This window comes from Halostagnicola kamekurae (assembly GCF_900116205.1).
Taxonomy (GTDB): Archaea; Halobacteriota; Halobacteria; order Halobacteriales; family Natrialbaceae; genus Halostagnicola; species Halostagnicola kamekurae.
In genome coordinates, this window is the sequence record NZ_FOZS01000002.1 from 876499 (window position 1) to 903238 (window position 26740).

30 protein-coding genes are annotated in these 26740 nt (G+C 65.7%); 9 read left to right on the top strand and 21 right to left on the bottom strand.

Annotation, left to right across the window (positions count from 1 at the left end; genetic code table 11):
• Positions 1 to 2 precede the first annotated feature (2 nt).
• The 6 genes from BM348_RS12260 to BM348_RS12285 all read right to left on the bottom strand — a co-directional run bounded on the left by BM348_RS12260 (position 3) and on the right by BM348_RS12285 (position 5973).
• Positions 3 to 896 (bottom strand): precorrin-3B C(17)-methyltransferase, encoded by an 894-nt coding sequence (locus BM348_RS12260; RefSeq protein WP_092905089.1) that lies wholly within the window; start codon positions 894 to 896, stop codon positions 3 to 5.
• On the bottom strand, positions 893 to 1888 hold the full coding sequence (gene cbiG, locus BM348_RS12265) for a cobalt-precorrin 5A hydrolase (RefSeq protein WP_092905090.1): 996 nt from the start codon (positions 1886 to 1888) through the stop codon (positions 893 to 895). The genes BM348_RS12260 and cbiG overlap by 4 nt, the downstream gene beginning before the upstream one ends.
• Positions 1889 to 2113: 225 nt before the next feature.
• Positions 2114 to 3025, bottom strand: a complete 912-nt coding sequence (locus BM348_RS12270; RefSeq protein ID WP_092905091.1) for a cobalt-precorrin-4/precorrin-4 C(11)-methyltransferase — start codon at positions 3023 to 3025, stop codon at positions 2114 to 2116.
• Positions 3022 to 3861: a cobalt-factor II C(20)-methyltransferase gene (locus BM348_RS12275; protein ID WP_092905092.1), complete on the bottom strand. Its 840-nt coding sequence runs from the start codon at positions 3859 to 3861 to the stop codon at positions 3022 to 3024. The genes BM348_RS12270 and BM348_RS12275 overlap by 4 nt, the downstream gene beginning before the upstream one ends.
• A complete protein-coding gene (gene cbiT / locus BM348_RS12280) occupies positions 3858 to 4499 on the bottom strand; it encodes a precorrin-6Y C5,15-methyltransferase (decarboxylating) subunit CbiT (protein ID WP_092905093.1) in 642 nt (213 codons plus the stop codon). Before cbiT ends, BM348_RS12275 begins: the two co-directional genes overlap by 4 nt.
• A gap of 163 nt (positions 4500 to 4662) precedes the next feature.
• Complete coding sequence (locus tag BM348_RS12285) at positions 4663 to 5973, bottom strand: cobyrinic acid a,c-diamide synthase (protein ID WP_092905572.1); 1311 nt, start codon at positions 5971 to 5973, stop codon at positions 4663 to 4665.
• A 164-nt stretch (positions 5974 to 6137) separates the two neighbouring features.
• Here BM348_RS12285 and BM348_RS21365 point away from each other — a divergent pair, with 164 nt between their 5' ends.
• Positions 6138 to 6302, top strand: coding sequence for a hypothetical protein (locus BM348_RS21365; protein WP_175507173.1), 165 nt, complete (start codon positions 6138 to 6140; stop codon positions 6300 to 6302).
• A gap of 290 nt (positions 6303 to 6592) precedes the next feature.
• Positions 6593 to 7273 (top strand): class I SAM-dependent methyltransferase, encoded by a 681-nt coding sequence (locus tag BM348_RS12290; protein ID WP_092905094.1) that lies wholly within the window; start codon positions 6593 to 6595, stop codon positions 7271 to 7273.
• Positions 7274 to 7354: 81 nt separating this feature from the next.
• On the opposite strand, the gene BM348_RS12295 is transcribed toward BM348_RS12290, so the two are convergent.
• Genes BM348_RS12295 through cobN form a run of 3 tightly spaced genes read right to left on the bottom strand, consistent with a single transcriptional unit; the run spans position 7355 to position 12907 of the window.
• Positions 7355 to 8167, bottom strand: coding sequence for a cobalt-precorrin-7 (C(5))-methyltransferase (locus tag BM348_RS12295; RefSeq protein WP_092905095.1), 813 nt, complete (start codon positions 8165 to 8167; stop codon positions 7355 to 7357).
• A complete protein-coding gene (locus tag BM348_RS12300; protein ID WP_092905096.1) occupies positions 8164 to 8955 on the bottom strand; it encodes a precorrin-8X methylmutase in 792 nt (263 codons plus the stop codon). Before BM348_RS12300 ends, BM348_RS12295 begins: the two co-directional genes overlap by 4 nt.
• Complete coding sequence (gene cobN, locus BM348_RS12305; RefSeq protein WP_092905097.1) at positions 8948 to 12907, bottom strand: cobaltochelatase subunit CobN; 3960 nt, start codon at positions 12905 to 12907, stop codon at positions 8948 to 8950. The genes BM348_RS12300 and cobN overlap by 8 nt, the downstream gene beginning before the upstream one ends.
• A gap of 34 nt (positions 12908 to 12941) precedes the next feature.
• Here cobN and BM348_RS12310 point away from each other — a divergent pair, with 34 nt between their 5' ends.
• A complete protein-coding gene (locus tag BM348_RS12310; RefSeq protein ID WP_092905098.1) occupies positions 12942 to 15215 on the top strand; it encodes a VWA domain-containing protein in 2274 nt (757 codons plus the stop codon).
• Positions 15216 to 15308: 93 nt separating this feature from the next.
• On the opposite strand, the gene BM348_RS12315 is transcribed toward BM348_RS12310, so the two are convergent.
• The 8 genes from BM348_RS12315 to truD form a co-directional block, all read right to left on the bottom strand.
• Positions 15309 to 15578 (bottom strand): DUF3194 domain-containing protein, encoded by a 270-nt coding sequence (locus BM348_RS12315; RefSeq protein WP_092905099.1) that lies wholly within the window; start codon positions 15576 to 15578, stop codon positions 15309 to 15311.
• A gap of 106 nt (positions 15579 to 15684) precedes the next feature.
• Positions 15685 to 16086: a prefoldin subunit beta gene (locus BM348_RS12320; RefSeq protein ID WP_092905100.1), complete on the bottom strand. Its 402-nt coding sequence runs from the start codon at positions 16084 to 16086 to the stop codon at positions 15685 to 15687.
• Positions 16087 to 16202: 116 nt separating this feature from the next.
• Positions 16203 to 16460 carry a KEOPS complex subunit Pcc1 gene (locus tag BM348_RS12325; RefSeq protein WP_092905101.1) on the bottom strand — a complete coding sequence of 86 codons (258 nt, stop codon included), beginning with the start codon at positions 16458 to 16460 and terminating at the stop codon, positions 16203 to 16205.
• 5 nt (positions 16461 to 16465) lie between these two features.
• Positions 16466 to 16600 (bottom strand): DNA-directed RNA polymerase subunit P, encoded by a 135-nt coding sequence (locus tag BM348_RS12330; protein ID WP_049952364.1) that lies wholly within the window; start codon positions 16598 to 16600, stop codon positions 16466 to 16468.
• A 21-nt stretch (positions 16601 to 16621) separates the two neighbouring features.
• Entirely contained in the window at positions 16622 to 16894 is a 273-nt protein-coding gene (locus tag BM348_RS12335; RefSeq protein WP_092905102.1) for a hypothetical protein, read from the bottom strand.
• 42 nt (positions 16895 to 16936) lie between these two features.
• Positions 16937 to 17146: a hypothetical protein gene (locus tag BM348_RS12340; RefSeq protein ID WP_092905103.1), complete on the bottom strand. Its 210-nt coding sequence runs from the start codon at positions 17144 to 17146 to the stop codon at positions 16937 to 16939.
• 125 nt (positions 17147 to 17271) lie between these two features.
• Positions 17272 to 17988, bottom strand: coding sequence for a DUF2103 domain-containing protein (locus tag BM348_RS12345; protein WP_092905104.1), 717 nt, complete (start codon positions 17986 to 17988; stop codon positions 17272 to 17274).
• 130 nt (positions 17989 to 18118) lie between these two features.
• Positions 18119 to 19537, bottom strand: a complete 1419-nt coding sequence (truD, locus tag BM348_RS12350; RefSeq protein ID WP_092905105.1) for a tRNA pseudouridine(13) synthase TruD — start codon at positions 19535 to 19537, stop codon at positions 18119 to 18121.
• Between the two features lie 138 nt (positions 19538 to 19675).
• Here truD and BM348_RS12355 point away from each other — a divergent pair, with 138 nt between their 5' ends.
• Both BM348_RS12355 and BM348_RS12360 read left to right on the top strand, forming a co-directional pair.
• Positions 19676 to 19921, top strand: coding sequence for a hypothetical protein (locus BM348_RS12355; RefSeq protein ID WP_139231188.1), 246 nt, complete (start codon positions 19676 to 19678; stop codon positions 19919 to 19921).
• A gap of 93 nt (positions 19922 to 20014) precedes the next feature.
• On the top strand, positions 20015 to 20704 hold the full coding sequence (locus tag BM348_RS12360) for a YqjF family protein (protein WP_092905107.1): 690 nt from the start codon (positions 20015 to 20017) through the stop codon (positions 20702 to 20704).
• Between the two features lie 40 nt (positions 20705 to 20744).
• Here BM348_RS12360 and BM348_RS12365 read toward each other — a convergent pair whose 3' ends face one another.
• Positions 20745 to 21386, bottom strand: a complete 642-nt coding sequence (locus BM348_RS12365) for an alpha/beta hydrolase (RefSeq protein WP_092905108.1) — start codon at positions 21384 to 21386, stop codon at positions 20745 to 20747.
• 135 nt (positions 21387 to 21521) lie between these two features.
• On the opposite strand from BM348_RS12365, the gene BM348_RS12370 reads away from it, so the two are divergent.
• The 4 genes from BM348_RS12370 to BM348_RS12385 all read left to right on the top strand — a co-directional run bounded on the left by BM348_RS12370 (position 21522) and on the right by BM348_RS12385 (position 24214).
• Complete coding sequence (locus BM348_RS12370; RefSeq protein WP_092905109.1) at positions 21522 to 22451, top strand: sulfide-dependent adenosine diphosphate thiazole synthase; 930 nt, start codon at positions 21522 to 21524, stop codon at positions 22449 to 22451.
• Between the two features lie 7 nt (positions 22452 to 22458).
• Positions 22459 to 23232 (top strand): DUF7001 family protein, encoded by a 774-nt coding sequence (locus BM348_RS12375; protein WP_092905110.1) that lies wholly within the window; start codon positions 22459 to 22461, stop codon positions 23230 to 23232.
• 60 nt (positions 23233 to 23292) lie between these two features.
• Positions 23293 to 23727 (top strand): acyl-CoA thioesterase, encoded by a 435-nt coding sequence (locus tag BM348_RS12380; protein WP_092905111.1) that lies wholly within the window; start codon positions 23293 to 23295, stop codon positions 23725 to 23727.
• A gap of 91 nt (positions 23728 to 23818) precedes the next feature.
• Positions 23819 to 24214, top strand: a complete 396-nt coding sequence (locus BM348_RS12385; RefSeq protein WP_139231189.1) for a hypothetical protein — start codon at positions 23819 to 23821, stop codon at positions 24212 to 24214.
• A 115-nt stretch (positions 24215 to 24329) separates the two neighbouring features.
• Here the strand turns inward: BM348_RS12385 and BM348_RS12390 are convergent, their stop codons facing one another.
• From BM348_RS12390 to dcd, 3 genes are all read right to left on the bottom strand, one after another.
• Complete coding sequence (locus BM348_RS12390; protein ID WP_092905113.1) at positions 24330 to 25004, bottom strand: class I SAM-dependent methyltransferase; 675 nt, start codon at positions 25002 to 25004, stop codon at positions 24330 to 24332.
• Between the two features lie 32 nt (positions 25005 to 25036).
• Positions 25037 to 25936, bottom strand: coding sequence for a thiamine-phosphate synthase family protein (locus tag BM348_RS12395; protein ID WP_092905114.1), 900 nt, complete (start codon positions 25934 to 25936; stop codon positions 25037 to 25039).
• 94 nt (positions 25937 to 26030) lie between these two features.
• Entirely contained in the window at positions 26031 to 26633 is a 603-nt protein-coding gene (dcd, locus tag BM348_RS12400; protein WP_092905115.1) for a dCTP deaminase, read from the bottom strand.
• Positions 26634 to 26740 lie beyond the last annotated feature (107 nt).

Sequence of the window (26740 nt, forward strand, 5' to 3'; positions counted from 1 at the left end):
TGTTAGAAGTTGTCGACGTCACGCCCGCCGCGGGGGGTGACGAGGTAGGTTCGGTCGTCGTTCTCCCAGGTCTCGGTCTCGTGATTGCCGATGATCAGCGAGGTTCCCATTCCGGAAACCTTGTCGTCGTGGGCCGCGGCCTCGCCGAGGGTGGTGATGAAGTGGTCCTCGCCGTTCCGGCCGGCGTCTTCGCGGCCGGCGTCGTTGACGATGGCCACGGCGGCGTCGTCGATCCGCTCCTCGCGGACGATCTCGACCGCCTTCTCGTAGTTCCGCCAGCAGTTGTAGAGGACGATCACGAAGTCGCTGATCGCCGCCGCGCGAAGTTTCTCCTCGATTTCGTCCCAACCGCGCCACTTGTCCGAAAGCGAAATCGTACAGAAGTCGTTACACAGCGGCGCGCCGACGTTGGCCGCGCCGCCCAGTGCCGCCGTGAGGCCGGGGACGATCTCGATCGGCACGTCGGTCGCCCCCTCCTCCTCGGCCATCGTGAAGATGAGGTCCGATTTTCCGTAGACGGAGGGGTCGCCGCCGGAGACGTGGGCGACGTCTTTCCCCTCGCGGACGTAGTCGAACGCCGCTCGAGCGAGTTCGATCTGACGGCCCATCGACGAGCGAACGATCTCCTGTTCGAAGCCGTTCTCTCGGGTCGCGAGACCGTCGTCGTCGACCGCGTCTTCCGGCGGCAGGGTCCCGTCTTCGCGAAGGAACTTCTGATAGAGGTTGGACGCGATGACGACGTCCGCAGACTCGATAACGCGTTTGGCCTTCGCGGTCATGTGAGCCGGCAGCCCGGGGCCGATGCCGACGACGGAGAGGGTTCCGTGGTCGTCGGGGGTGCCGCCGGTCGCGTCCGCCGTCGTATCGCCGTCGGCGGATTCGGCGTCGGAACTCATCGGCCGATCGCCACCGTGACCTCGTTTTCGTAGCCCATCTTCTCGAGGACGAGTTCGTTCTCGGCTCCGCCGGCGATCGCGCTGGCTTCGGAGACGCCCGGCCAGCCGATCAGATCTTTCGACCGCGAGGGCGTCGGTCCCTCGTGGGCGAGTAGCGTCTCCTTGTCGAAGACGACGACGCCGAGGTCGAGTTCGTCCGCGGCCGCGAGCAAGCCCTCCTCGTCTTCCTTTCGGGTCGCCGTGCCGACGAATTCCACGTCTTCGAAGCCGTAGTCGGTTTCCTCGAGCGCTTGCTCCCAGGCGGCGACAAAGGCGTCTTTGCTCGCGCCCGAAACGCTGCCGGTGCCCAGCACGATGCCGTCCTGCTTGTTACGCTTGAGCACCGTCACGTCGTCGCCGACGAGGACGGCTTTGGGGCCCTCGAGTCGGGCGACGGGGCCGAGGTTTTCGTCCAGCACGGCGAGGTTGGTCTTCACGGTCGAATCGCCGTTGACCACGTGGGCGTCCATCGCCTTCGCGCGGGATTCGACTCCCTGCTTGCCGGCGGCCTCGCTCGCGGTGGTCATCGCCGGCACGGCACCCATCGTCGCCAGGTCCTGTGCGACCTGATTCGCGCCGTGGTGGCCGCCCGTGATCGGGATCGCCCACGTGAGTTCCTCGTCGACGACGCAGATTGCGGGATCCTCCCACTTGTCGTCGAGAAGGTGGGCGGTCTTTCGCATTGCAATTCCGCTCGCCATCAGGCCGATGAAGCAGTCGTACTCGCCCCAGTGCTCCTCGAAGACGTCGCCGTGATACTCGAGGATCTCGATGCTCTCGTAGCGGTCGCCGATCTCCGCCTGAATCTCCTCGGCGGTCTCCATCTTCCGCCCGAAGGAGACGATCGCGATTTCCTCGGCGACCTCGCCGTCCGAATCGGCCGTCGAACAGTGGCCGCCGGAGTCCGATTCAGCGTCGTCCGTCGTGTCCGTGTTCTCAGTTCCTGAACTCATGTTGAAACCTCCGTCGTACTCGTAGCGAAACCGCCCTGTCCACGCGCTATGGGCCCGTCCAGACCACCGCGGGGGTGGGACTGAAAGGGGCCACCGCGGTCGGCCCGGTGAGCCGACGCAAGCACTGCACTGAGCGAGCGTGCGAGCGAAGGAAGCGCACAGCGAGGCGCAACCGGTCGAGCGCGGTGGGGGCTTTCGCCGTGTTCGCGGTCGCTGTACCGCAGTTCAGTCATCGCTCGCCTCCGGTTTGCTCGCGTTCTCGTCCGCATTCTCCGACGCGCCTCGGTTGGCCCAGTCGCCGTAGAGGAAGGATCGCTCGTAGCCCGCGCCCGTCACCGCGTCGCCGATGACGACCAGCGCGGAGGCCCGGTATCCGGCTTCCTCGACTTTGTCAGCAATCGTCCCGATATCGCCGATGATCACGTCCTCGTCGGGCCACGAGGCGTGGTAGATCACCGCGACCGGCGTCTCCGGATCGTGGTCCGCCTCGAGCAACCGGTCCATCGTGTCCCGAACCGCGTGGGTTCCGAGGTAGATGCAGGTCGTCACGTCGCCCATCTCGACGAACTCCGAGATGTGGTCCTCCTCTGCGGTCAGGGTCTTGCCCTGGGGCCGGGTGAACGCGACGTGGTTCGACACCTCGTTCAGGGTCAACTGGGTCCGCAGCGTCGCGCTCGCGGCGAACGCGGACGTGACGCCGGGGACGAAATGGGTCGGGACGCCCTCGTGTTCCAGCGCGTCCATCTGCTCGAGCGCCGCGCCGTAGATCGCCGGGTCGCCGCTGTGGAGCCGAACCACGTTGTCGCCGTTATCGTAGGCATCGCGCATCAGCGGGATCAGCTCCTCGAGGTCCTTGCCCACCGAATTCACCAGCTCGGCGTGGGCGCAGTACTCGTCTAGAAGCTCGCTGTTGACCAGCGAGCCGGCGTGGACGACCAGATCGGCCTCCTCGAGCAGTTCTTTGCCCGCCACGGTCAGTAGCCGCGGGTTGCCGGGGCCGGCTCCGACGAACGGGATCCCCTCCTGCTCGTCGCCGGCGCTGTGTTCGAAGATCCGGTCGTCGAGTTCCTCGCGTCGGCGCTCGCCCTGCGAGTCGATCGCATCCTGCGGATCGTCATGCGCGTTGTCGTCGCTCATCGGTGACCTCCGCAGTCGCCGCCCTCACAGCCTTCGGTGTGCTCGAGGGAGACCAGTTCGTCCTCGTGCAGGTCGCGACCGCCGTCCGCGACCGGTTCGCCGTCCGCGGTCGTCTCGTCTGCAGACGTCTCGTCCGAACCTGCCTCGTCGTCGGTTTGGAACGCGGCCGTCGCCGCCTCGATCTCGAGATCCGCCTTCTCGGCGTAGGCCAGCGTGTAGTAATCCCTCTCATCGATGTCGGTGGGATCGTCCGTAACCCGCGTATCGCCCTGCTCCATGAACAGGCGTCGACCGTAGGTCACGTCGTAGCCCGCTTCCGCGAGGCCCTCGTGGGTCGCCGGCGCGTCGGTGACCTTGAACAGGATCATCCGATCCGGTCCGGTGGGGCTAGCGCCGTTGGCGGCTTCCCGCAAGGAGAGGCCGGCACCGGCTTCGATCTCGACGCCCATCGCGGTCGCGAAGGCCGTCACCGCGCTCACGCCAGGGACGATCTCCAGTTCGACGTCCGGATGAAACGCGTCGATCGTCCGGCGCAGGTGGCCGAACGTCGAGTAGACGTTCGGGTCGCCCAGCGTGACGAAGGCGACGTCGCCCGCGCGGGCGTTCGGCGCGATCTCCGCGGCGGCTTCCTTCCACGCCGCTCGCAGCTTTTCCTCATCTCTGGTCATCGGGAAGTCGAGATCCCCGATCTTCGACTCCTCGACGTGCTCGAGCGCGACCGACCGCGAGAGTCGCCCGGGTGAGTAAACCACGTCCGCATTCTCGAGGACACGCTTTCCTCGAACCGTCACGAGGTCGGCTTCGCCGGGTCCGAGGCCGATTCCGTAGAGGGTCATCGCTCGCCTCCTCGCGTCCGCGTCTCTCCGTCGCCTCCGGGTCGACCGCCATCGGCGGCGACTCTCTCGCCGTCCTCGTCGTCCGCATCCGCAGTCGCGCTCCCGACCAACATGTACACCGGATTGTCCGAATTGAAACTCGTCGCGCCGGCGAGTTCGTAGCCGTGGCTCACCTGAAATTGGACGACCTCCTCGAGCAGATCACGCTCTCGGAAGGCCTCCGTCGCCTTTCCGGCGACCTCGAGTCTCGAGACGTTCATCACCACGCGGTCGATTTCGGTCTCGACGGCGTGATCGAGGACGGCCTCGAAGTTTCGACTGCCGCCCAGAAAGAGGGCGTCGGCATCGTCGGGAAGCCCCGCGGGCGCTTCCTCGTTTCTGAGCTCGACGGCGGCCCGAAGCGAGTCCTCGTTCGCGGCGAGGTTCTTCTCCGTCGTCTCGAGGCGTCCTGCCTTTCGCTCGAGGGCGGTCACGCGGCCCGCACGCTGGGCCGCTTCGATCGTGATCGCCCCCGTACAGGAGCCGACCTCCGCGAAGTGGTCGTCTTCCTCGAGGGCGAGTTTCGAATGGACGACGGCGCGGACCTCGGCCTTCGTCGGCCCGGCCTTCGCATCGTGTGGAAGCGCGATGGGTGGCATCACCCGAGGGAACAGAAGCCATCCCTAAAACAATTTTGTTTGGTATAGAACAATCTGTATTGCTCATTCTGAGTTGGTATAGTACAAACTCCGTTGTTCATTCGACGGTGAACGATAGAATTTCGAGCGTGTTCGTTCGCTCGCCACTTCGACGGATGATGGTCTAGACGGACTCGAGGAACCGATCGAACGCCCCGCTCTCGGGGTGGACGTGGACGTAGGTTCCGAGCGACTCGTACTCGGTCAGGCCGTCGTGTTCGCCGTCGATGCCGTCCCCGCGAACCGTCTCGAACGCGAACCGGGCGTCGCCCGCCACGTCGGCGCTCGAGTAGTGGAACTCGTGACCGCGAATCGTCTCGCCCGCGTTCGCGGTCAGGGTTGCGTCGGTCGCCTCGAGCTCGACGTGATCGAGCGCCTGATAGCGGTCGTGCATCGTCACCTCGGCGGGGAGGATGCCGGCCATCTCGCTGGTCTCGCCATCGCTCGTCGTCAGCGACTCGCTCATCGCCATCAGTCCGCCGCACTCGCCCAGAACGGGCAGTCCCTCGCTCGCGAGGTCCCCGATTTCCGAAAGCGTTCCCGCCGACTCGAGCGCGTCGGCGTGGAGTTCGGGATAGCCGCCCGGCAGATAGACGCCGTCGGCGTCCGGGACCGGATCGCCGGCCAGCGGCGAGAACGTCACGAGTTCGGCGCGCTCGCGAACGCGCTCGAGGGTGGCCGGGTACCGAAAGCAGAAGGCGGCGTCGTCTGCCACGGCGATTCGGGCGTCGACTGCGCGCGCAGAGTTGTCCCACTCAGCGGGAGTCTCCGGCGCGGGCGGTTCGCTCGCGACCGCGGCCAACCGCTCGGCTTCGAGCGACGCCGCGGCCTCGCGAAGCGCCTCCTTCGGGAGCACGGCTTCTCCGCCCATCTCGAGGCCGAGGTGCCGGTCGGGGATCTCGAGGTCCGAGTTCGGCGGGATCCGTCCGAAGAACTCGAGGTCGTCGGGCAACGCGTCGCGAATGCCCTGTTCGTGGCGACCGCCGTGAGCGCGCTGGGCGACGATGCCGGCGACCTCTATGTCGCGACCGGCGGTTTCGGCGTAGCGCTGAAATCCGAGCGCCGTCGCCGCGACGCTCTCCATTCCCGCTTTGGCGTCGACGACGAGCACGACGGGCAGGTCAAGGGCTTCGGCGACCATCGCGGTGCTCGAGCCGTCGCCGTCGTACAGCCCCATGACGCCCTCGACGACGCAGATATCTCCCTCGCCGCGCTGATAGTTTCGCCGCAGTCCATCTTCGCCGCAGAGCCACAGGTCGAGCGTGCGAGACGGCCGGCCCGCGATCGCCTCGTGGTGACTCGGATCGATGAAGTCCGGCCCCGCTTTGGCGGGCTGGACCGAATAGCCGGCGTCCTCGAGCGCCTGGACGATTGCGAGTGTCGCGACCGTTTTTCCGACACCGGAACTGACGCCGCCAAGGACGAATCCGTTCATCATTGTACTTGCGTTCGGACAACTGAACTTGAATCCGTCGGTGGCGTCGACTGCGCGCTTCGCTTCGGTGAACGGGCGACGTGATTTCGGGAGAGCTGCTCTCGATCGGTTCGAACCACCGACGAACTTAACGGCATTGACCGGCTACGACACGTCCGATCACAATGACTGAGGAACCCGAAGACCCCACTCGGCACCACCTTCGAGAAGCCCTCCGTCACATTGACGCGGCACAGGACGGGGACCTCAGAAAGACCAACGACGTCGCGCTCGAGGAGGTCGCAAAAACGGTCTCGACCGTATTGCGCGAGTACGAACAGGACGAGTGAGACTGCTGTACTCGCCTCAACCGATTACGTGAGTCGCCTTCGCAGCAAAATTTTTCAACCCCGAATAATTATCTCTCCTCTTATTTGTACTGCCCCATAGGGCGTATATATTACCGCTTCGAAAGCTGCTTACTTCCCTCCGACAACGAATAGTGTTAGACTACGACCATGTACACACGACGCGGCTCGAGTCGGTGCGCGCGTAGACAGATAGAACGAACCGCTTCGCAGCCGGCGACCGCTTCTCGAGCCGATTACCGGAAGACGCCCCGCTCCGGAGGTATCCGACTATGACGCGATCTGATCGGTCCGACGAGGAAGTCAAAGACACCGTCCAACAGTACTGGGACGGCCGCGCCGACTCGTTCGACGACGACAGCCAGCACGGGATTCACAGCGACGAGCAACACGAGGCGTGGCTCTCGGTGCTTCGCGAGCGGACCGGCGAACCGCCACAGCGGGTGCTTGACCTGGGCTGTGGAACGGGGGTCGTCTCGCTGTTGTTGGCCGAACTCGGTCACGACGTTACGGGGGTCGACTTCTCGGAGGAAATGCTCGAGCGGGCTCGAGCGAAGGCCGAACGGACGGAGCTATCCGTCGACTTCCGCCGCGGTGACGCGGAAGCGCTGGAACAGCCCGATGACGCCTACGATCTGGTGACGGGTCGCCATCTCATCTGGACGCTCCCGACCCCGCCGAAGGCGATAGAGGAGTGGCGTCGCGTCGTCCGACCGGGCGGGAAGATCGTGCTCATCGAAGGCCACTGGGACTTCGACGACCCGTTCGACGGCTACGAGGAAATCCACGACGATCTCCCGCTGTACGACGGCCGCCCGCCCGAGGAATTAGCTGACTTCCTCGCGGAGCAGGGGCTCGAGAGCGTCGCGTACGAACCGCTGATGGACGCTGTATACTGGGGAGAAGAACCGGACTACGAACAGTACGTCGCGGTCGGCGAAGTCCCCGAGTGAGGGTCCCGGCCGGTGAAGTTCCCGGCTGGGGTTCCGGTCGGCGACGGCTCACCTGGGCCGCCGCGCGAAGTTCACGTTCTCTCAAGAGACCGGTTGTCTGACCGCCAGCACGACCAGATCGGAGAACGGCGTGTCCTCCGTTCCGGTCCCGCCCGCATGGTCCGATAGCTCGGCGAGCGAAAAGCGGTGAATTCGCTCGTCGTCGTGAGTCAACTTCTCGCACACCAGCGCCTCGAGATCCGGGTTCGCCCCGTTCTCGACCAGGAACTGCGCGATGTCACCGGGCATTCGATCGTAGGGCCTAGGCAACGCGAGCAGGTGCCGATCGTCCGCCGTGACCGCGGCGGCCAGCCGATCCATGTCGGCCTCGAGGTCGCCGCTCTTGTGGAGCGTGACGAACTCGGTGTCCTCCATCGGCGTCCGGGCGCGACTGGCGGCCAGCTGGAGCGAGGAGATGCCGGGGATCACACGGAGGGGCGTCTCGGAATCTTCGCGCTCGACCGCGGATTGTACCTTCCCGACGAACTGATAGCCCGAGTGGTTCGGATCGCCCATCGCGACGGCGGTTCCTGACTCGCCAGCCGCGACGCGCTCGGCGAATTCCTCGAGCGCGTCGACCTCGTCCTTGTACCCGCAGGTCAGCAGGTCGGCGTCGGTCCGGTCCTCGACGAATTCCACGACGGTCGTGAAGCCGACGAGTACGTCGGCCTCGCGGATCGCGCGTTCGCCGCGGGGCGTGAGGTACTCGAGGTTGCCCGGTCCGACGCCGACGGCGTAGACTGGCTTCGTCGAACCGGTTTCGCCCCTTCCAGCTTCGTCGATGTCAGGCTCCGGTGCTCCCGCCGCGAACGTCGCCGGATCCGGGCCGCTCTCGAGGTCGTACTCGTCGCTCATCGGTCCTCGTCGGTTGTTTCGGCAGCCCGTTCGACCGCCGACAGGTCCAACTCGAGGTCGTCCGTTCGAACGTCTTTCGCGACGTGGATCAGTTCGTTCGTCAGCGCGGCCGCGAGCCCGCTCCCGCCGCGGCGGCCGACGTTTGTTATCGCGGGGACGCCGTACTCCGCGCTGATCTCGCGGATGCGCTCCCGACTCTCTTCGGCCTTGACGAAGCCGACGGGCGTCGCGACGACGGCGGCCGGTCGCGTGCCGTCCTCGATGCAGTCCGCGAGGGCGAAGGCCGCGGTCGGCGCATTTCCGACGACCGCGATCGCACCGTCGTAGACGCCCTGCTTGTCCAACTCGAGGACTGACGCAGCGGTCCGAGTCATGCCGGTTTCGGCCGCCAACTCGGTCCCGTTTCCGATCGCCTTGCGCTTCTCGCAATTGTGTCCTCTCCCCGTGATGCCGGCTCTGGACATCGTGATGTCGGTGACGATGGTGGCTTCCGCGAGCACCGCTCGAGCGCCCGCCCGAACCGGTGCGTCTTCGTCGTCGCCGAGTTCGTCGGCCCCCGTGAACTCGAGGAGGTGCTGGAACTCGATGTCGCCCATGGAGTGGACCGACTTCTGGCGAATCCGGTCGGCCAGCGTCTCGTCGGGGACAAACTGGCGAACGATGTCCATGCTCGTTTCCGCGATGTCCATCGCGTTCTGCGTCGTCGCGCCGAGGTCGGCGTACTCTCGTTCGAAATTCGCTTCTCCGTCCGTCGTATCCGCCCCCGCCTGCTCAGTCTGCTCAGTCATCGTTCGTCACCCCCGCGCCGACGGCCTCGTTGGTCGTTCTGGCCTCGAGATCGCCCTCGACGCGCAGGTTGATGTCCCGCAGGCGGTCGGCGGTCTCCTCGTCGGCGTCCCACAGGTCCCGGTCGATCGCCTCGAGCAGGGTGTCCGAGATGGACTCGAGCGCCCACGGGTTCACGTCGCGCATCCACTCCTGTCGATCCTCGTCGAAGGCGTACTTCTCGGCGACCTCTTCCCAGAGCGTGTCCGAGACGACGCCCGTCGTGGCGTCCCAGCCCAGCGTCACGTCGACGGTCGTCGAGAGGTCTCCCGCGCCCTTGTAGCCGTGTTCCTCCATCGACTCGAGCCAGTCCGGGTTCAACACGCGGGCCCGCATCGACTTGCGGACCTTCTCCTCGTTGGTGTAGACGTCCACGTTGTCGGGGTCCGAGGAATCGCCGACGTAGGACGCCGGCTCCTCGCCCGAAATCTCGGTCACGGCCGAGATGAACCCGCCGTGGAAGGCGTACCAGTCCGAGGAGTCGAACTCGTCCTGTTCCATCGTGTCCTCGAGTTTGACCGTCGCGTCGACGCTCGAGAGCCGGCGCTCGAAGGCGTCGTGGGCATCCGAGACGCGGCCGCGCGATCCCATGGCGTAGCCGCCCCACTGGACGTACACGCTCGCGAGGTCGCTCCGATCGTCCCAGTTGCCTTCGTCGACGGCCTTGTTCGTCCCGGCTCCGTAGCCGCCGGGTCGGGTGGTGAAGACGCGGTGTTTGGCCGCTTTTCGCGCATCGCTCGCGTCGAGTCCCTCCTCGTCCTCGAGTTCGGCCTGCTCCTCTTCGACGTGTTTCTTCACGTAGTTCATCTCGAGTGGCTCCTCGAGGTCGACGACCGCGTCCACCGCGTCGTGGATAACGCCCGCGGCGGCGGGGAAGGCGTCGCGGAAGAGCCCCGAAACGCGCGTCGTCACGTCGATTCTGGGACGATCGAGCTCCTCGAGCGGGATCGGCTCCACGTCGTCGATCCGCCCCGCGTCGGTCCACTGCGGTTCGACGCCCATCATCGCCAGCACCTGAGCGATCGTCTCGCCGCGGGTGCGAACGGTCGGGGTCCCCCACGCGACCACGCCGATCTCTTCGGGGTACTCGCCGCTCTCGTCGTGGTGGCGCTCGAGGACGCCTTCTGCGACCTCGCTGCCGACCTGCCAAGCGGCCTTCGCCGGTACCTTCCGCGGATCGAGCGTGTAGAAGTTCCGCGCCGTCGGGAGCAGGTCGACCCCGCCGCGAGTCGGCGCACCGGAGCCGCCCGGCGGCACGTACTCGCCCTCGAGGGCGTCCGCGGTTCGGGGAATCTCGTCCTCGGACCCCTGCACGCGCGGCTGTGCTTCCTCGCAGATGTACGCGAGCACTTCTCGGAGGTCGTCGTGGGCGCCGGACTTCGCCCGCGCGTCGCCGATCGTCTCGAGGTCGACGACGAGCAGGTTCATGTTGACCTCGTCCTCGGGACCGCCGTCGACCTCGCTCTCGGGGACGTCGAAATCGTTCGCGGCGAGCGTCTCGAGCAGTTCGACGCTGGTCTCGAAGACGCGATCGGACGCCTCGGCGTAGGTCATCCCGAGGTCGTCGTCGTAGGTTCCCGGCGAGTCGAGCATCGCTTCGTAATCGACTCCCAACACGCCGGCGACGCTCTCGCGGAGACTCGGCGCGCCCGGGTTCTCGAGTCGCGTGAGCGCGACCAGATACTCGATCAGTCGCTCGCCCTCCGGCGGTTCGGACATCGTGTGCAGTCCGAGCCGAATCTGGGTCGTCTTGACGTCCGTGAGGTACTCGTGGATTCGCTCGACGAGGTCGTCTATCTCGAGGTCGTCGCCGGCGACGTCGCCTTCCGCGAGCGTGGTTCCCGACTCCTCCGGTCCGCGGACTTCGACCTTTTCGTCTATCTCTCCCGCGATACCTAACTCAACCGCGAGGTCGAGTTCCTCGACCGTCTCCCGGATGAGCCTCTCGAGGTGCTCGCCGTCGTCCGCGCGGGCGTCTTCCATCCCCGCTTCGCGGTACTGATTCGCCAGTTCCTCGAGTTCCGACAGTTCGTCGTAGGTCCCCGCGTTTCGCATGACCGGGGTGAGGTAGTCCACGATCGCGGCGTAGGATCGACGCTTCGCCTGCGTTCCCTCGCCGGGGTTGTTCACGATGTAGGGGTAGACGTTCGGCAGGTCGTCGATCAGCTGGTCGGGCGCGCTCTCGCCGTCGAGGCCGACGGTCTTGCCGGGGAGCCACTCGAGGCTCCCGTGGGTGCCCAGGTGGACGACGGCGTCGGCGTCGTAGGTGTTGCGCATCCAACTGTAGAACGCGTAGTAGTCGTGGGGCGGCTGGAGATCCGAATCGTGGTACACCTTCGAAGGATCCATCCCGAACCCGCGCGGGGGCTGGACCGTGACGAGGACGTTGCCGAACTCGACGCCCGGTATCGCGAACGGCCGGTCCGGCGCTTCGCCCCACTCCTCGAGGACGTTCTCTCGAAACCGCTCGTCCGCGTCGGCAAACCAGTCGGCGTACTGGTCGCTCGAGACCACATCAACGGAAAGCTCTCGAACGTCTTCCGGCGCGACCCAGCGGTCCTCGAGCGTGAGCTGTGCGGTCAGGTTCTCGACGAGCGACTGTCCGCTCTCGGGCAGTTCGCCACCGAGGTCGTAGTTTCGGGCCTCGAGTTCGGAGAGCAGATTCACGGTGCTCTCGGGCGAGTCGAGGCCGAACGCGGTCCCGATCCCGTCGTCGCTCGGCGGGTAGTTGTGCAGGACGACGGCGACCTTCTTCTCCTCGTTGGGCGTGTGGCGAAGCTCGGCCCAGTTGACCGCGAGGCGCGTCGCGTGGTCGATTCGATCCTCGATCGGGTAGTGGTGTTTCGGCGCGCTGCCGATTCCGGCCTCGTCATCGGTTCGCTCCTTGCCTGAGATCGGGTGTGTGATGACGTTGCCGTCGAACTCCGGCAGCGCGACGGACAGCGCGAGTTCGAACCCCATCACGCCCGTATCGTTCGACTCGTACCTCGAGCGCGAGCGCATCGTCGTGATCGTCTGGAGGACGGGCACGCCGAGGCGATCCAGAAAGACGTCCTCCGCGGAATTGCCCTCGTCGCTCGCCGAGCGGCCCCGTTCGTCCATCGAGAGCGAGAACATGAACGAGGAGAGCACGGCGTCGACGATCGGCTCGCCACCGGCGGTTTCATCACTTTCTCGAGGCGTCTTCGACGCCTCGCCGTTGTCACTCTCGAGGAGCCAGTTGTCGGTCACCCACTCGGCGTCCTCTTGCTCGTCGGTGTCGGTCGCCGGGTTACAGAATATCGGCAGCGCGTTCGCACCCTGCTCCTCGAGCGCTCGCACCTGCGCGTCGACGTAGCGGGTGTTCTCGTGGGTCCAATGGGATTCGTAGAACCAGACGGCGACCGTCGGCCGTTCAGGGTCGAAGGTTTCGAGGAGTTCCTCGTACTCGACGCCCGGATAGTCGGGGTGGTAGACGCCCTCTGTCGGGAGCGCGGTGGGATCGGCGTACTCGCCCGCGAGATCGCTGTCGTCACCGTCGCCGTACTCCGAGACGAGGTATCGACACAGGTTCTCGACGTTGATCGTTCCGCCCTTCTCGAGGTAGTCGTACGCGAGATCGCGGTGCGAGTCGGCGACGGTCGTGTCCTCGAAGGCGAAGGCGTCGCCGGTCGCCTTCACGACGAGCGGAACCCCCGCCTCTGTGAGTTCTGCCGTCGCGTAGTCGTAGCCCGGCATACTGTCTTCGGCCCCGTGGAGCCAGAAGATCGCGGCCGTCGCGTCGGTCAACTCGTCGACGAACGCCTCGATCGACGCCTCGTCGTCCAGATCCGACTCGGATCTGACGACCAGTTCGATGCCCTCGAGGCGCGCCGCGGCCTCGCCGATCGACCCGAGTTCGTTCTCGGTCGCAGTGTAGATCCCAATGGATGCCATCGTGTTTTTAAACCTCTATTGTATTAGCGCAAGCATGGTTGCAAACGCTGGAGGCAAAAAGCTATCGTCACTCCCCTTTCCAGCGATCGTCGGGCAGGAGGAACTCAAGCGGGTGTTGCTCGCCGTCGCCGTCAACGACGACCTCGACGGCGCGCTCGTCGCGGGAGAAAAAGGAACCGCGAAGTCGACGGCCGTTCGCGGGCTGACCGATCTGCTCCCCGAACAGCGGGCCGTCGCCGACTGTCCGTACGGCTGTTCGCCGGACGATCCGCGCCTGCAGTGTACGGACTGTCGGGCGCGGACGAACGACGGGGAAATCACCGGCGCTCGAGCCGAGGTGCCGATCGAGACGCGGCCGGTTCCGCTCGTCACACTCCCGCTCGGCGCCACCCGGGATCGCGTCGTCGGAACCCTCTCCGTCGAGGACGCGCTCGCTGGCGAGGCCGACTTCGACCCCGGCCTGTTAGCCCGCGCACACCGGGGCATCCTCTACGTCGACGAGGTCAATCTCCTCGATGATCACCTGGTTGACATCATCCTCGACGCCGCGGCGAGCGGGGTCAACGCCGTCGAGCGGGACGGTATGAGCGTCTCTCATCCCGCCGAGTTCACGCTGGTCGGGACGATGAACCCCGAGGAGGGCGACCTCCGCCCGCAGCTTCGAGACCGCTTCGCGCTGCAGGCGACCGTCGAGGGCTGCCGGGAGATCGAAGACCGCGTCGAGATCATCGACCGCTCGCTCGGCCTCGGACTGGAGCCCGACGACTCCACCGCCGAGTACGCCGCCGACGTTCGAACCCTCCGAAACGACCTCGCGGAAGCCCGCGAGCGGCTTCCGTCGGTCGACCTCCCCGCCGACTTCAAAGCCGACATCGCCCGCCTCTGTCTCGAGGCCGGCGTCGACGGCCACCGCGGCGACGTCGCCACCGCCAGAACGGCCAGAACGATCGCCGCACTCGAGGGGCGGACGACCGTCATCGAACCCGACGTCCGCGAAGCCGCTTCGTACACCCTCCCCCACCGGCTTCGGAGTACCCCCTTCGAGGAGACTCCGGATCTCGAGGACCTGCTCGAAGAGGAGTTCGAGGGCTCCGACGACGCCGAGAGCGAATCGGACGATACGAACGACGGAGAGGGCGACGACGGTGCGGAAAACGGTAGCAACGACGCCGAAACTGCGGAGGATGGTGGCGACGCTGAGAAAGACCACGACGAAGGTGCGGAACGGGGAAACGACGGTGGAAACGATGGCGACGGCGGCGAACAGGACTCAGCGCGCGAACAGCCGAACGGGCCGTCGCCGGCTGAAGCCCCCGACAACGGTGAATCGGCGAGCGGCGAGTCCGATTCCTCGAGCGACCCGCGAGCCGACGCGGAACCCGAAACCGGCGGGAGTGACGATGAGAGCTACCGCGACGATAGTCACGAAGACGGCAGCGGCGATGGAGATGGCGATGACGACAGCACCGACGAGACGGCGACCCCGTTGCTACCCGGCCAGCGGGCCGAGATCGGCGAGGCGGACGCACCGAATCTCGAGGTCGAGTCCGCGGTCGAGACTCGCGGCGACGCGTCCGGCGGCGCTCGAGCGAGCGCAACCCCAACCTCGGACGGCCGGGGGGCTCGCGTTCGGACCGAACCTGTTTCCGAGGGCGACGGCGGAGGGTCGATCGATGCGGCCGCCTCCGTCCGATCGGCGGCGAGTCGCGGCGAGTCGACCGTCGGCGAGCGGGACCTCCGTCGGTCCGTGCGAAGCGGCGACGCCGCGGTGACGATCGTGTTCGCGGTTGACGCGAGCGCCTCGATGGCCCCCGCGATGCGGACGGCCAAGGGCGTCGTCCTCGAGTTGCTTCGAGACAGCTACCAGCACCGTGACGAGGTCGCGTTCGTCGCGTTTGCGGGAGACGACGCCGACGTGTTGCTTCCCCCGACCGACAGCGTCACGCTCGCCGCGCGCCACCTCAAGGACCTCCCCTCCGGCGATCGCACGCCGCTTCCGGCGGGCCTCGAGACGACCCGGTCGGTCCTCGAGCGGACGGACGCCGAGGCGTCGGTCGTCGTGCTCGTCACCGACGGCGGGGCGAACGTCGCGGACGAAACCTCGAGTCCGACGGAGGCGACGCGGCGGGCAGCCAGACGGCTCCGCGCCGTGGGTGCGTCGGTCGTCGTCGTCGACGCGGGAGATGACTCTCGATCGGGGCTCTCCGAACTCGTCGCCGCCGAAACGGACGGCGAACTCGTCTCGCTGTCGTCGCTCTCGGTCGAAACGGTGCGTTCGGCCGCGGAATCGGCCACGAAGACGGAGTAACTCGAGGCGGTCCCGACTGTACGGGCAGTCAGAGAGGAGGTACCGTAATAGCTCGAAAATTTACTGCGGTCGCGCGCCGGCGAACCGCAACTATTACTCGTCGAACAGCTCGTCGACGGCCGCTCTGGCCGCCAGCGCCGCCTCGTCGGCGACGGCGTCCGGATCGGCCTCGTCTTCTGGCGCGTTGAGGTAGACGTCGACCTCGAGCACGCCGTCTTCGAAGACGACCGTCACGTCGTAATCGCGGACCGCCGACTGTTTGTACGCCGAGAAAATTCGTTCCTCCGCCGCGTCGGAGGCGGTCTGTACGACCGTCTCCGGGTCCGGATCGGCGTTCGCGTCTGTCTCCGTGTCTGTATTCATTGCTGGCTCTGTTGTCGATGTGGTGGTACCGCCCTAAAAAGTGGGGCGACTGGGGATCGAATCCCGATTCGGGTCGCGTTCGATCGGTTTCGCGTTCGAGATCAGTTTACGCGCCGCCTGCGCCCGGACCGCCCGGGCCGGCCGGGCCGCCCATGCCGCCGCCAGCGCCGCCGAGCATCTGCTCGAGTTCTTCCTGCAGGGACTCGAACTGATCCTGCACTCGTTCTTCCTGCTTTTCGAGGGTCTCGAGGCGAATCTCGAGATTGTCGACTTTCTCGTCGAGGTCGTCTTCGGCCTCGTCGTAGTCGGTCTCGACGAGGAGTTCGCCGACCTGCCGGTACATGGTCGTCTCGTCGTCGATGTTCTCGAGTTCCTCGAGCGCGTTCTCGGCGTCGGTCAGCGAGGATTCGGCCTCCTGCTTCTGGACGGCGACCGTCTGGGCGGTCTCCTGGAGGTCCTGTAGCTCCTCGATTTTCTCCTGTGCTTCCGGCGGCAGGTTTCCTTGCATACCCCGACCGAAGCCCTCCGGACTGATAAAGCCAAGCTTTGCGTTCGACCGGCACTCGCGACCGTTCGGTCGGCGGCCGATTGACCGGCCGTAGTTCGCTCGCGGCCGTCTGCTCGTCAGACGAACCGGCTTCCCGCAGTGGTGGTCTCCTCCGCCACGTCGACCAGCGTAAACCAGGTGTTCAGCGCCGCTCGCAGGGCGATCACGTCCCGCGCTTCGATCTCGATGAAAACGGTCCGGTTGGATCGAGAAATCGTCGTTCGAGAGCGGTCGTCGTCGATCTCGCCGATCTCTCTTGTGACGCTTTCGGCGACGAGGCGCGCTCGAGCGTCGCTGTCGTACTCGAACTCGAGGGTCGCGCCGTGAGAAAACACGCGGACTAGTGGACGTCGACTTCCTTGACGTCGCGGCTGCGCTCTTTGAGCAGGACTCGGTGTCCGCAGTACGGACAGCGGACGCCGCCGTATTCGTCGAGCTGGACGTCGCGTTTACAGCGGGAACATTTGTAGCTCATGGGTGAGTGGGTTCGCTCGCGTTAGTCGCCGCCTTCGTCTTCGGCCAGTGCCGCTCGGATCGATCGGGTCACGGTCTTTCCGGCCGGCGTCTGCGGGCGGTAGGCACCGCCGGTGAACACTTCGCCGGTCTCCTCGTTCTTCCAGATGCCGGTTCCGACGCGCGTCACGTCGTCGCCGTCGACCGTCGCGTCTTCCATGTCCGCCTCGATCTCGCTCACTCGCCGTCGGGAAACGCGCCCGTAGCGTGCACCGAATCGGCCAGCGCTACCGACGATCCCAGAGTTGTTGCTCATAGTATCGTACCGTACCCCTAGCGGATTGATAAAGCTGTTGAGTCACGCTCGTCCGACCGGCCCGTCGGGTCTGGACACCCAGAGTAGTTCTCGAACGATGACCCCGAACGCGGCCAGGTAGCCGACCGGTGCGAGCGGGATAGCGAGCATGCCGGTTCCGATTCCGACGAGTCCGAGGAGCGTTCGAACGGCAAGTCCACTCACCGCGAGGAGTGGAATCGTCGCTAGGACGAAGTCGGCGCGCTCGAGCATCGTAATTACATCTAATTACGGACTGTCGGAAAAGTGCCCGAGAACCAGCAGGTACTGTCTCTTCTCTCGAGTCGGTAGCGTCCGCTGGCGATGACCGTCACGTCCCGCAGACCGACGGGGTATCGCTACTGGAACTCCTCCTCGTCGAGCACGTCGTTGAGGTCGCTTCGGATCCGTTCGCCCATCTCGCGGTCGCGCGCGGTCGTCACGATCCGGTTTTCCTGCACGCTCGAGCCGTCTCGCAAAAGGAGGCGAATATTTCCACCATCGTCAGCCCGCGTGACTTTCGCGCGCAGCCCCGACTGTGACCCCTTCCCGCCCGCGTCGATCGGGCCGGGAATGACCTTCTTGACGTGCGGGTGGCCCGCGACGGTCCGAATGGCCTGCATCCCAGTGCGGCCGCCGATCAGGGTCGTGTGGCTGCCGCCGATTTTCTCCGCGAGCGGGAGATCGACGACGTCGAGCGCTCGCTCCCCGTTTCGCTCGATGACGGCGTCGACCGGCTGCTCGTCGTCTACGCGATAGAACGTGTGATGGAGGGTGTTCCGAACGGCGCGGATGACGGTTCGGTCTCCCGCCGCGTAGACCTCCTCGGGGCGTTTCCTGCGGATTTCGTCGCCGATCAACTCGGCGAAGTTGCGGAACTCGACGGTTTCTTCCTCGCCGGTCTCGGGAACCGTCGTGATCGTCGTCTCGCCGATCGCCGCCTCGTCGGCGAGCATCGTGATCGTCGCCCGCTCGCGGCCGGCCTCGAGCACCACCCGGTCGGTGTTCGACTCCCGACAGACGAGACAGAAGTCTCCGGGTTTCTCGAGCGCCGAGGCGCAGTGGCGACACTCCATTGCTCTGCTCGGGGTTGGGACTGTCCGTGTAAAACGCCCGCGCTTTTCGCTCGCGGACTGTCCCGCGAGTGACTGCGCCCCGGCGACCCACCCACTCCGGTGGGGCACCGGCGCGGTGTGGCAACTCGAGCTACCCGAGGTCGACCGGATCGACTTTCAGATACTCGCGACACAACACGGTCGCATAGGAGCCTTTCGGCAGGGAAAACGATAGCGTCAGCGGTTCCCGCTCGAGTTCGAGGTCGGTGCGAACGAGGATCGCGCGGCGGGTTCCGGTCGAGTGGAACTCGCCGGGGAGGTCGAAGTCCGACGGCTCGAGGCCGAGCCGGTCGAGAACGTCGCGTTCGATCTCGCCCTGTTCGCCGTCGGCCAGTTCCGTCTCGGTTCCGACTAGCGGGGCCGTGACGAACGCCCGCCCGCGCTCGCAGTGGCGGGTCACGGATCGAACTCGGCGTTCGTCGACGCGCTGTTCGCGCTCGACATCGGGCAACTCGAGCCCGTCGGGGGCGTCTCGATCGGCGAAACAGACGACGTCACCCTCGACCGGCCGATCGAACGGAAGCCCGCGCTCGAGCCGTTCGCTCAGCATGAGATTGAACGCGTAGGACTGGGCCGCGTGAACGAACAGTCGCTGGAGGTTCGACGGAACCCGCTCTATGGCCGCCCGATAGGTTTCTGGATTCGGCTCGCCGATCCCCTCGCTCTGGTGTTCGGCCAGTTCGTGGAGCATCGAGCGCTCGTACCGCAGGCGGTTGGGAAACCGCTCGAGCGCTGCCTGCCAGTCGCGGCTGTCGTCGACGAATCGGCGGGCGTCCCGCGTCCCCTCCGGTTCGGCGTCAGTCGGATTGCCGAGATAGGCCATCACGGCCCCTTCCCAGTCGCCTCGAGCGATAGCGAGGCCGACTTTGTGCGTGACCGGCCGCCGGCTTCCGAACCGCTGCTGGCCGAAGAAGTTGGGGACGCCGATGGTTTCCGCCGATCCGCCTTCGTCACTGTTATCGCTACCGGTGTCGCCTGTCCCGCCTGTTCGGTCAGTCCCGTTCGTCCAACCAGCGCCGCCGAACGCCGCGAGTGCGTCGGTGATCTCGTCTGCGGTTTCCGGCCGCTCGGTATCGCTGACGACTAGCTCGAAGCTGTTTCCGGCGAGATCGCCGAACTCGAGCCCGCGTCCCGCCCGTCCGAGCACCTCGATATCGGCTTCGTTCACGTCAGGGAGATCGTTCCGATCGGGCGCGTAGACCGAAAACAGCTGGGTCGTCACCGCGTACTTGTCCTTGGTTCCGGCCCAGTTGATCCGTTCGCGACTGATCCCCAGCGCGTCGGAGAGCCGGGACGCAAAGTCGTTCGTGTCCCACGCCGTGAGCGTCGCCCGAAAGACGAGGTGCGGATAGGCGTCCGTCGACGCGTCGACCGGCTCGGTCGAGAACCGCTCGAGTTCGCGCACGCGAAAGTGATCGTCAGCGGCACGCAAGCGACCGCCGACCCCGTCGGCGTCGCTGACGTACCACTCCATGCCGACGGCCTGTTCGGTTGGATGGGGGGGGCGCATGTTCGTACTGGAAACGGCTTTGGCCGCCGGGACTAAATCGGTTCGTTCTCGAGGCGGCATCCGGTCCAGTATGTGAGAACCGGCCGGCGGAAACAGGTCTACCGAATATCATTTGGTAGGCGGAGTCCATCGTTCCGTATGGGACAGTCTCCGCTCCGGAGCGCGCTACCGGTAATGGGTGGCGTACTCGTTGCATCCGTCGCCGTTCCGTTCATCACCGGCGGTTCCGTTCGGATCAGCACGTTGCTTGCTGGCGCTCTCGGCTGTGTCGTTCCGTTGGCGCTTGCATGCCATCCCGGCGCGCTCGAGAAACGAAGTGCGATCGTCGGGGGAGCCGTCGTGACCCTCGCCCTCGTGAGCGCGGCGCTTTGGATACACGTGTAACGAGTCGAACGGCCCCGAGAAGGAGGAAATCGACTCCGATAATCCACCGCATTCGTAGGAAGCGACTTTTGTTCGCACGCGTGAGTGTTACCCATGGTCGTTCCACTGGAGATGGGGTGGCGGCAACTGCTGTTCGAGAACTGGCCGGTCGATCCCGGCGTGATGGACGCCCACCTTCCCGAGGGATTGACGCCCGACGAGTACGACGGGTCCGCGTGGCTGTCGATCGTTCCGTTCACAAACGTCGCCGTCCGACCGAGGGGTGTTCCGAAATCGCTCGGTATCAGACTACCGGAACTCAACGTCAGAACGTACGTTACCCACGATGGCGTGCCGAGCGTCTACTTCTTCAGCCTCGACGCGCAGGGCATTGCGAGCGTACTCGGGGCGCGCCTCTTCCACCACTTGCCGTACTACTACGCGCGGATCTCGCTGACGGTCGAAGACGGCCGCATCGCGTTCTCGTGTCGGCGTCGACATCCGGGCGCGCAACCCGCCCACTACGAGGGGACCTACTGGCCGACCGACGACCCGTTTTCGGCCCCGAACGATCCGTTCGGGGAGTTTCTGGTCGAACGCTATCGGTTCTACACCGAAGCCCAGGATGGTTCGATCCGGTACACGGAGGTCGAACACGAGCCGTGGCAGTTGTACCCGGCCGCCGCCGAAATCGAACGCAACACACTGTTTTCGGCGCACGGGTTCGAAACGCCGGACGCAGAGCCCGTCTATCACTACAGTCCGGGACTGGACGTGGTCGCCTCGCGAAGCAGACGTTTGTGAGGGTGGGGACAGATCACGCTTTCTGCCCCTCTGACACCGATCACTCCGCCACGCCGTCGACGAGTTCGCGGACGTACTCGAGTTCGTCCTCCAGAACCGTGTGGCCGACGCCCTGGTAGATCCGTTTCTCGGTCTCTGCCTCGAGGTCGTCGAAGGCCCGGATCGACTCGTCGACTCGTTCGACCGGAATATGCGGGTCCTGATCGCCACAACCGATGAACACCGCCGTTCCGTCCATCGAGCCGTCGTAGTCTCGAGGCGTCCCTTCGGGACCGATCAATCCCCCCGAGAGGGCGACGACGCCACCGTACCGGTCGGCGTTTCGAGCCGCGTACTCGGTCGAGAGACAACCGCCCTGTGAGAAGCCGAGCAGGATCGTCCGCTCGAGCGGGATTCCTGCCGATTCGACCGTCTCGAGTACGTCCTCGAGTTTGGCGAGCGCGGAGTCGAGGTGCGGCTGGTTGTCCTCGATCGGTGCGAGAAACGAGTTCGGGTACCAGGTGCCGCGGTGGGCCTGCGGCGCGAGAAAGGCGACGTCGTCGCGCGCGAACTCGTTTGCGAACTCGAGCATCCCGCTCGCGCGGGCTCCGCGGCCGTGAACGAGGACCATCGCCGCCGCGGCGTCTTCGAGGTCGGCTCCAACGCGCTCTATCGGCTGGTTCCCGTGTGGATCGTCGATCATGGTCGGTCCCACGGGACGGACGCCGAAAGGTGTTGGCAAGCCGGAGACAGAAGCCAGACGCCGATATCGGAAACTGGCGAGGGATATCGGCCATCTCGATACCTTTTTCACCACTCAGTGTTATTACTTGGTTGTATGAGCGAGTTCGAACAGTTCAGCGACGTCGGCGAAGCGGACGTAACGAGAGCGATCGGACAGGAGTGGACCGAGGAGTTCATGGACTTCTCGGACTCGGACGTCATCATCGTCGGTGGCGGCCCGTCCGGCCTCACGGCGGCGAAGGAGCTCTCCGAACGCGGTGTCAAAGTGATGGTCGTCGAGAAGAACAACTACCTCGGCGGCGGCTTCTGGCTCGGCGGCTTCCTGATGAACAAGGTCACGGTTCGCAGTCCCGCCCAGAAGGTGCTCGATGAACTGGACGTCTCCTACAAGGAGTCCCAGGACAGCGAAGATCTGTACGTCGCGAACGGGCCGGAGGCCTGTTCCGGGCTGATCAAGGCGGCCTGCGACGCGGGCGCGAAGATGCAGAACATGACCGAGTTCACCGACATCGTCATCCGGGAGGACCACCGCGTCGGCGGCATCGTCATGAACTGGACGCCGGTCCACGCGCTGCCCCGGGAGATCACCTGCGTCGACCCGATCGCGGTCGAAGCGGACCTCGTGATCGACGCGACGGGTCACGACGCGATGGCGGTCACCAAACTCGACGAGCGCGGCGTGCTCGACGCGCCCGGCATTCAGGACGCGAAAGAGCGCGGCCAGGTCATGGACCAGACCGACAGCGACACCTACGGCGCGCCCGGTCACGACTCTCCAGGCCACGATTCGATGTGGGTCGGCGAGAGCGAAGACGCCGTTGTCGAACACACCGGCCTCGTCCACGAGGGTCTCATCGCGACCGGAATGGCGACCGCGACCACCTTCGGACTGCCGCGCATGGGCCCGACCTTCGGCGCCATGCTCGTCTCCGGAAAACGCGCCGCCCAGGTCGCGCTCGACGAACTCGAGGTCGAGGCCGACCCCGTCGAACTGACCGCTCGAGCGACCCCGGCGGACGACTGAGCGGGCGATGGACCGAGTCGTCCTGTATCGAGCGCCGACGACCGAAGCCCGGGTCGACGAGATCGCAGACTGGCTCGAGGAGCGCCTGGCGTCGGTCGGCGTCTCCGTCGCCGTGAGAGACCGGTTTCTCGACGTCCACCGCACCGACGAGTTGGCCGAGCGGTTCGCCGAGGCTCGCGTTCGATCTCCGTACGACCGCGAGACGGGGAACGCGATGCTCGGGACGATCCGATACGAGGAGCGGGTCCTCGAGTCGCCCGAACGCGGCGGCGGCGTCCTCTACGACGGCCTACAGGTCCAGCGAGCGCTCAACGCGGCGATGGCCCCGGAAGACCGGGATCTCGAGACGCTCCACGTCGCGATACTCGATCGGGCGATCGGTACCTGGGGCGACCACGACGGCCGCTGGCACAAGCGGGTGAACGTCCTCGGTCAACCCGCGCTCGTCTCCGTCCCCGGGCTGTACGAGGCCCCAGCGAAGCCCGAGCGCTACTACAAAGAAAAACAACGACACGCGCTGCTATCGGGCGATTCGCCGCCGCGAGAGGTGCTCGAGAACCGCGTCAAGGGCGAGTTCCTGATAGAAGACGATCCGCGAACGACGGACGCGCTCGGGGGGTACGTCCTGCAACCGGTGGACTACCTCCTGACGGGGGCGTCGTTTTGCGACGACCAGCGGTGTCGGTTGTTCGACGCCCACCGCCACGAGGGCGTGATCGAGGCGCAGCTTCGGAAACCCGCTTTTTGCCCGGATCACGCCGAGATGTACGGCCGCGATTGACGCTTCGACACCCGCCGGATTCGGTGTCCATTTTTGGGTCGGTAGCGCTAGTACCGAGCAATGAGCGACGAATTCACGCTGTCTATTCCCGTGCGCTTTCGGGACATCGACCGGTTGAACCACGTCAACAACGCGGTGTACTCGACGTACCTCGAGGAGGCCAGATTCGCGTATCTGGAGTCGGTCCTCGACGTCGACGTGACCGAGTTCGAACTCGTCATCGTGAACCTCGAGCTTTCCTTTCGCCGACCGATCTCCCTCGACGACGACCTCGAGGTCGCCGTGTCAGTAACCGACCTCGGCGAGACGAGCTGGACGATGGATTACGAGTTCAGGGTCGATGGGAGTGTCGTTGCCACCGGCGAGACGACGAACGTCCACTTCGATCCGGAAACCGACCGTCCAAAGCCACTTCCCGCGGAGATTCGAGAGCCGTTACTCGAACGCGAACCCGGACTCGAAGCTGGGTCGCTCGACGAAAACGACGCGTCGTGATCGTTCGATGACGTTGTCGGCTCACGCCGATACTCGAGGTTCTCCATAAACAATAACTATTATGTGTGTTATTCTCATACAGGAGGGTGTTATGGTGTCGCCCACCTATCAAGACGAAACTGGGGTCGTCGACCAGCGGGACCGCATTTTTGACGCGCTTTCGTCCCGGCCGCGGCGGCAACTCCTGGTATCGCTCCTCGAGGCGCAGCCGGCGGAGTTCCTCGATCTTCCCCAGGCGGCGCTCGGTCGAGAACCCGCCGCGGAAGACCGCGAACTTCGGGCTGCGCTCGTGCATCGGCACCTCCCGCTTTTGGCCGACTACGGGTTCGTTCGCTGGGAGACGGACCCGTTGCGAGTCCAGCGGGGCCCGGAGTTGGACGTTCTCGAGCCCGTCGTACGGACGCTGGCGGTTCGAACCGAAACGGTCCCACCGCTGGTCGTCGGCGACATCCGACTCGAGTACGACAGCGAACGCAGGACCGAGTGAGTCGCGAGATCGGTGGGAGTGTCGGGTCGTTCGAGCGACCGTACAGGACCGAAACGAGCGGGCGAGAGCAGGTGATCGAGACTCCCGAGAACTCGACGACCTCGCACGCGTTCGATTACCCGATTCGACCGCCGGTCAATCGAACGACCCCCAACGCGTGCGTTTCGTGGGCGACCGCGTCTGCGTTTTCTCGAAGAGCGGTATGGGCCTGATTGATGCGCTCGTCTAATCGCCGCGTCGGTTCGGTCTCGTAGCGAAGCTTCGTCGTTGGCGGCGTCGAAAGGACTGTGATCGCGCGGAAGATCGCGTTTACCGGTGGCCCGTACCACCGCTGGCTTCTCGCCGCGTTCACCAGGACGACGTGACCGCCGGATTCGACCAGTCGCGACCAGTCCTCGACCGCACCTGCCGGGTCCGAGAGCATGCCGACGACGAACGTGGCGAGCACCGCATCTATCGGCTCCGAAACCGGCGGCGTCGTCGCGTCTCCGCGGACGACGTGGACGTTGTCGTACCGTTCCGTGAGGTCGCGCGCTCGCTCGAGGACGGGAGCGGTGAAATCGATCCCGACGACGGTGCCCTCGGGGCCGACCGCCGACCGGAGGACGGGGAGGTTCGCCCCCGTACCGCAGCCCATCTCGACGACGGTGTCGCCGGGCTCGAGTCGGCAGGCCTCTACTGCCCGTCGCCGAAGCGCGGCGATCCCCGGCGTTCTGTGCGCCAACAGGTCGTAGAGTCGCATCCATCGTCCGTAGAACGCCTGCGCGTCTCCGGTTCCCGTTTCGGTCATCGGTGGTTCAGATAGCAGGTGGGTCGCCGCCCTTAAAGTAACGAGCGAACCGTGTCAGCGACTGATTCCGCGTCCGGGCCGAGCACGTACGTGATCGGTTCGATCCCCATCCCGCCGGTCTGGTAGAGGACAGTCGCGTCCGGCTGGGACTCGATGGCCGCTCCGACGCTCGAGGTCACGTCGCTCGACTCGTCGAACTCCGCGGTGACGTGACCCTGATCGGCGAGCGTGTCGACGAGCTGCCGATCGTACTTGATGTTCGCCGCCGCGGACGCGTCCGCCCCGTGTCGGCGCGCCGCGAGCAACACGGACGCGACGTGTTCGGAGACGCCGAACTCCGGACCGCCGGGGACCGTCGCCTTCCCCTTCACGTCGAAGATACGCCCCGGAACCCCCGCGACGTCGTCGACTCCCGCCGCGTCGGGCGTACAGGCGACGAGGTTCGACCCGACCGCGGGGATCAGCCCCGCGAACCCGCTCGCGTTCTCGAGAACCCGAAGTCCCCGCCGGAGCGAAGAGAGCACGCGCTCGCCCGCCCGAAGGTCGCTTTCGGGATCGTGGACCCGAAAGCTGGATTCGTACTCCGCAAGTTCCGGAACCGCTTCCTCGTGCAGTGCGGTCAAGACGTCTCCGCCGCCTTCGAGGTCTCGAATCAGGATCTCGAGTTCGATGAGCGCCTGGACCGGCGTCGTATCGCCCGTGGCCAGCCCCGCGCCGAGTTCCGCCACGAGCGATTCGACGCGCGGGTCGTCGGCGATCCGGCGGTTGATCGTCACGTCCCCGTGGGCGTACTTCGAGACCGCGCTCTGGCTGATTCCGAGCACCGCCGCGACCTCGCTCTGGGTGAGATCGCGCTCGCGAAGCTCGCCGGCTAGCATCGACCGAACCGTTGGGAGAAACTCCTCGACGACGATTTCTTCGACGAATTTCATTCGTTGGCCCGACGTAGGAACCCCGCCGGGATAACTGTGGCTCACCGTCGGTGGAGTTCGTTCGTCGTCGATGAGGGCGGTTCGCCGACGGGTCTCAGTCGCTGCGCTCGAGTTGGTCGCCGCCGAACTCGTCGTCGCTTTGGATCCGGGAGGCCTGCGGGCCGTCCTGATCTTGGTACTTCGAGCCCCGGTCGCTTCCGTACGGCCTGTCCGCGGGGGTTTTGAGCTCCGTGAACGTCAACTGGGAGATCCGCATTCCGGGGGTCAGCGCGACCGGTGCGGAGCCGAGATTCGAAAGCTCGAGGGTGATCTGACCCCGATAGCCCGGATCGCACAGCCCCGCGGTCGCGTGGACGACGACGGCGAGACGACCCAGCGAGGAGCGGCCCTCGACGTGCGCGATGAGGTCCGCGGGAATCTCGACGCGCTCGTGTGTCGTCCCCAGCACGAAGTCCCCGGGATGGAGGATGAAATCGTCGTCGTCCTCGACGACCGTTTCAGTCACGTACTCGTCGACCTCCCGCTCGGAAGTGGGGTGGATACAGGGGATGTTCGTCCGCTGGAACTCGAGGAACTCCCGACCGAGCCGGAGGTCGACGCTCGCCGGTTGGATCTGGAGTTCGTAGTCGTCGAGCGGGTCGATCACGAGATCGCCCTCCTCGAGGCGCTCGAGGATGTCCGCGTCGGAAAGGATCATGTGCGAGCACTCGCGTTGCGGAACTTAAAAGCCACTGACCTGCGCGGAAACTTCCTCGAGGAGTGAGACGACGGTTGAGGGTCCGAGGATGAGAACGGCGATACGGG

Excerpts from the sequence above, each read along its gene's own strand:
- BM348_RS12365 (WP_092905108.1), bottom strand. The coding sequence starts at position 21,386 with ATGATCGACGATCCACACGGGAACCAGCCGATAGAGCGCGTTGGAGCC.
- BM348_RS12385 (WP_139231189.1), top strand. The coding sequence starts at position 23,819 with ATGGTGTCGCCCACCTATCAAGACGAAACTGGGGTCGTCGACCAGCGG.
- BM348_RS12345 (WP_092905104.1), bottom strand. The coding sequence starts at position 17,988 with ATGGAGTGTCGCCACTGCGCCTCGGCGCTCGAGAAACCCGGAGACTTC.
- BM348_RS12285 (WP_092905572.1), bottom strand. The coding sequence starts at position 5,973 with ATGAACGGATTCGTCCTTGGCGGCGTCAGTTCCGGTGTCGGAAAAACG.
- BM348_RS12395 (WP_092905114.1), bottom strand. The coding sequence starts at position 25,936 with ATGAAATTCGTCGAAGAAATCGTCGTCGAGGAGTTTCTCCCAACGGTT.
- cbiT (WP_092905093.1), bottom strand. The coding sequence starts at position 4,499 with ATGCCACCCATCGCGCTTCCACACGATGCGAAGGCCGGGCCGACGAAG.
- BM348_RS12340 (WP_092905103.1), bottom strand. The coding sequence starts at position 17,146 with ATGCTCGAGCGCGCCGACTTCGTCCTAGCGACGATTCCACTCCTCGCG.
- cobN (WP_092905097.1), bottom strand. The coding sequence starts at position 12,907 with ATGGCATCCATTGGGATCTACACTGCGACCGAGAACGAACTCGGGTCG.
- BM348_RS12375 (WP_092905110.1), top strand. The coding sequence starts at position 22,459 with ATGGACCGAGTCGTCCTGTATCGAGCGCCGACGACCGAAGCCCGGGTC.
- BM348_RS12335 (WP_092905102.1), bottom strand. The coding sequence starts at position 16,894 with ATGAGCAACAACTCTGGGATCGTCGGTAGCGCTGGCCGATTCGGTGCA.
- BM348_RS21365 (WP_175507173.1), top strand. The coding sequence starts at position 6,138 with ATGACTGAGGAACCCGAAGACCCCACTCGGCACCACCTTCGAGAAGCC.
- BM348_RS12320 (WP_092905100.1), bottom strand. The coding sequence starts at position 16,086 with ATGCAAGGAAACCTGCCGCCGGAAGCACAGGAGAAAATCGAGGAGCTA.
- truD (WP_092905105.1), bottom strand. The coding sequence starts at position 19,537 with ATGCGCCCCCCCCATCCAACCGAACAGGCCGTCGGCATGGAGTGGTAC.
- BM348_RS12300 (WP_092905096.1), bottom strand. The coding sequence starts at position 8,955 with ATGACTGAGCAGACTGAGCAGGCGGGGGCGGATACGACGGACGGAGAA.
- BM348_RS12260 (WP_092905089.1), bottom strand. The coding sequence starts at position 896 with ATGAGTTCCGACGCCGAATCCGCCGACGGCGATACGACGGCGGACGCG.
- dcd (WP_092905115.1), bottom strand. The coding sequence starts at position 26,633 with ATGATCCTTTCCGACGCGGACATCCTCGAGCGCCTCGAGGAGGGCGAT.
- BM348_RS12330 (WP_049952364.1), bottom strand. The coding sequence starts at position 16,600 with ATGAGCTACAAATGTTCCCGCTGTAAACGCGACGTCCAGCTCGACGAA.
- BM348_RS12315 (WP_092905099.1), bottom strand. The coding sequence starts at position 15,578 with ATGAATACAGACACGGAGACAGACGCGAACGCCGATCCGGACCCGGAG.
- BM348_RS12275 (WP_092905092.1), bottom strand. The coding sequence starts at position 3,861 with ATGACCCTCTACGGAATCGGCCTCGGACCCGGCGAAGCCGACCTCGTG.
- BM348_RS12360 (WP_092905107.1), top strand. The coding sequence starts at position 20,015 with ATGGTCGTTCCACTGGAGATGGGGTGGCGGCAACTGCTGTTCGAGAAC.
- BM348_RS12270 (WP_092905091.1), bottom strand. The coding sequence starts at position 3,025 with ATGAGCGACGACAACGCGCATGACGATCCGCAGGATGCGATCGACTCG.
- BM348_RS12310 (WP_092905098.1), top strand. The coding sequence starts at position 12,942 with ATGGTTGCAAACGCTGGAGGCAAAAAGCTATCGTCACTCCCCTTTCCA.
- BM348_RS12290 (WP_092905094.1), top strand. The coding sequence starts at position 6,593 with ATGACGCGATCTGATCGGTCCGACGAGGAAGTCAAAGACACCGTCCAA.
- BM348_RS12355 (WP_139231188.1), top strand. The coding sequence starts at position 19,676 with ATGGGACAGTCTCCGCTCCGGAGCGCGCTACCGGTAATGGGTGGCGTA.
- BM348_RS12370 (WP_092905109.1), top strand. The coding sequence starts at position 21,522 with ATGAGCGAGTTCGAACAGTTCAGCGACGTCGGCGAAGCGGACGTAACG.
- BM348_RS12390 (WP_092905113.1), bottom strand. The coding sequence starts at position 25,004 with ATGACCGAAACGGGAACCGGAGACGCGCAGGCGTTCTACGGACGATGG.
- cbiG (WP_092905090.1), bottom strand. The coding sequence starts at position 1,888 with ATGAGTTCAGGAACTGAGAACACGGACACGACGGACGACGCTGAATCG.
- BM348_RS12380 (WP_092905111.1), top strand. The coding sequence starts at position 23,293 with ATGAGCGACGAATTCACGCTGTCTATTCCCGTGCGCTTTCGGGACATC.
- BM348_RS12295 (WP_092905095.1), bottom strand. The coding sequence starts at position 8,167 with ATGAGCGACGAGTACGACCTCGAGAGCGGCCCGGATCCGGCGACGTTC.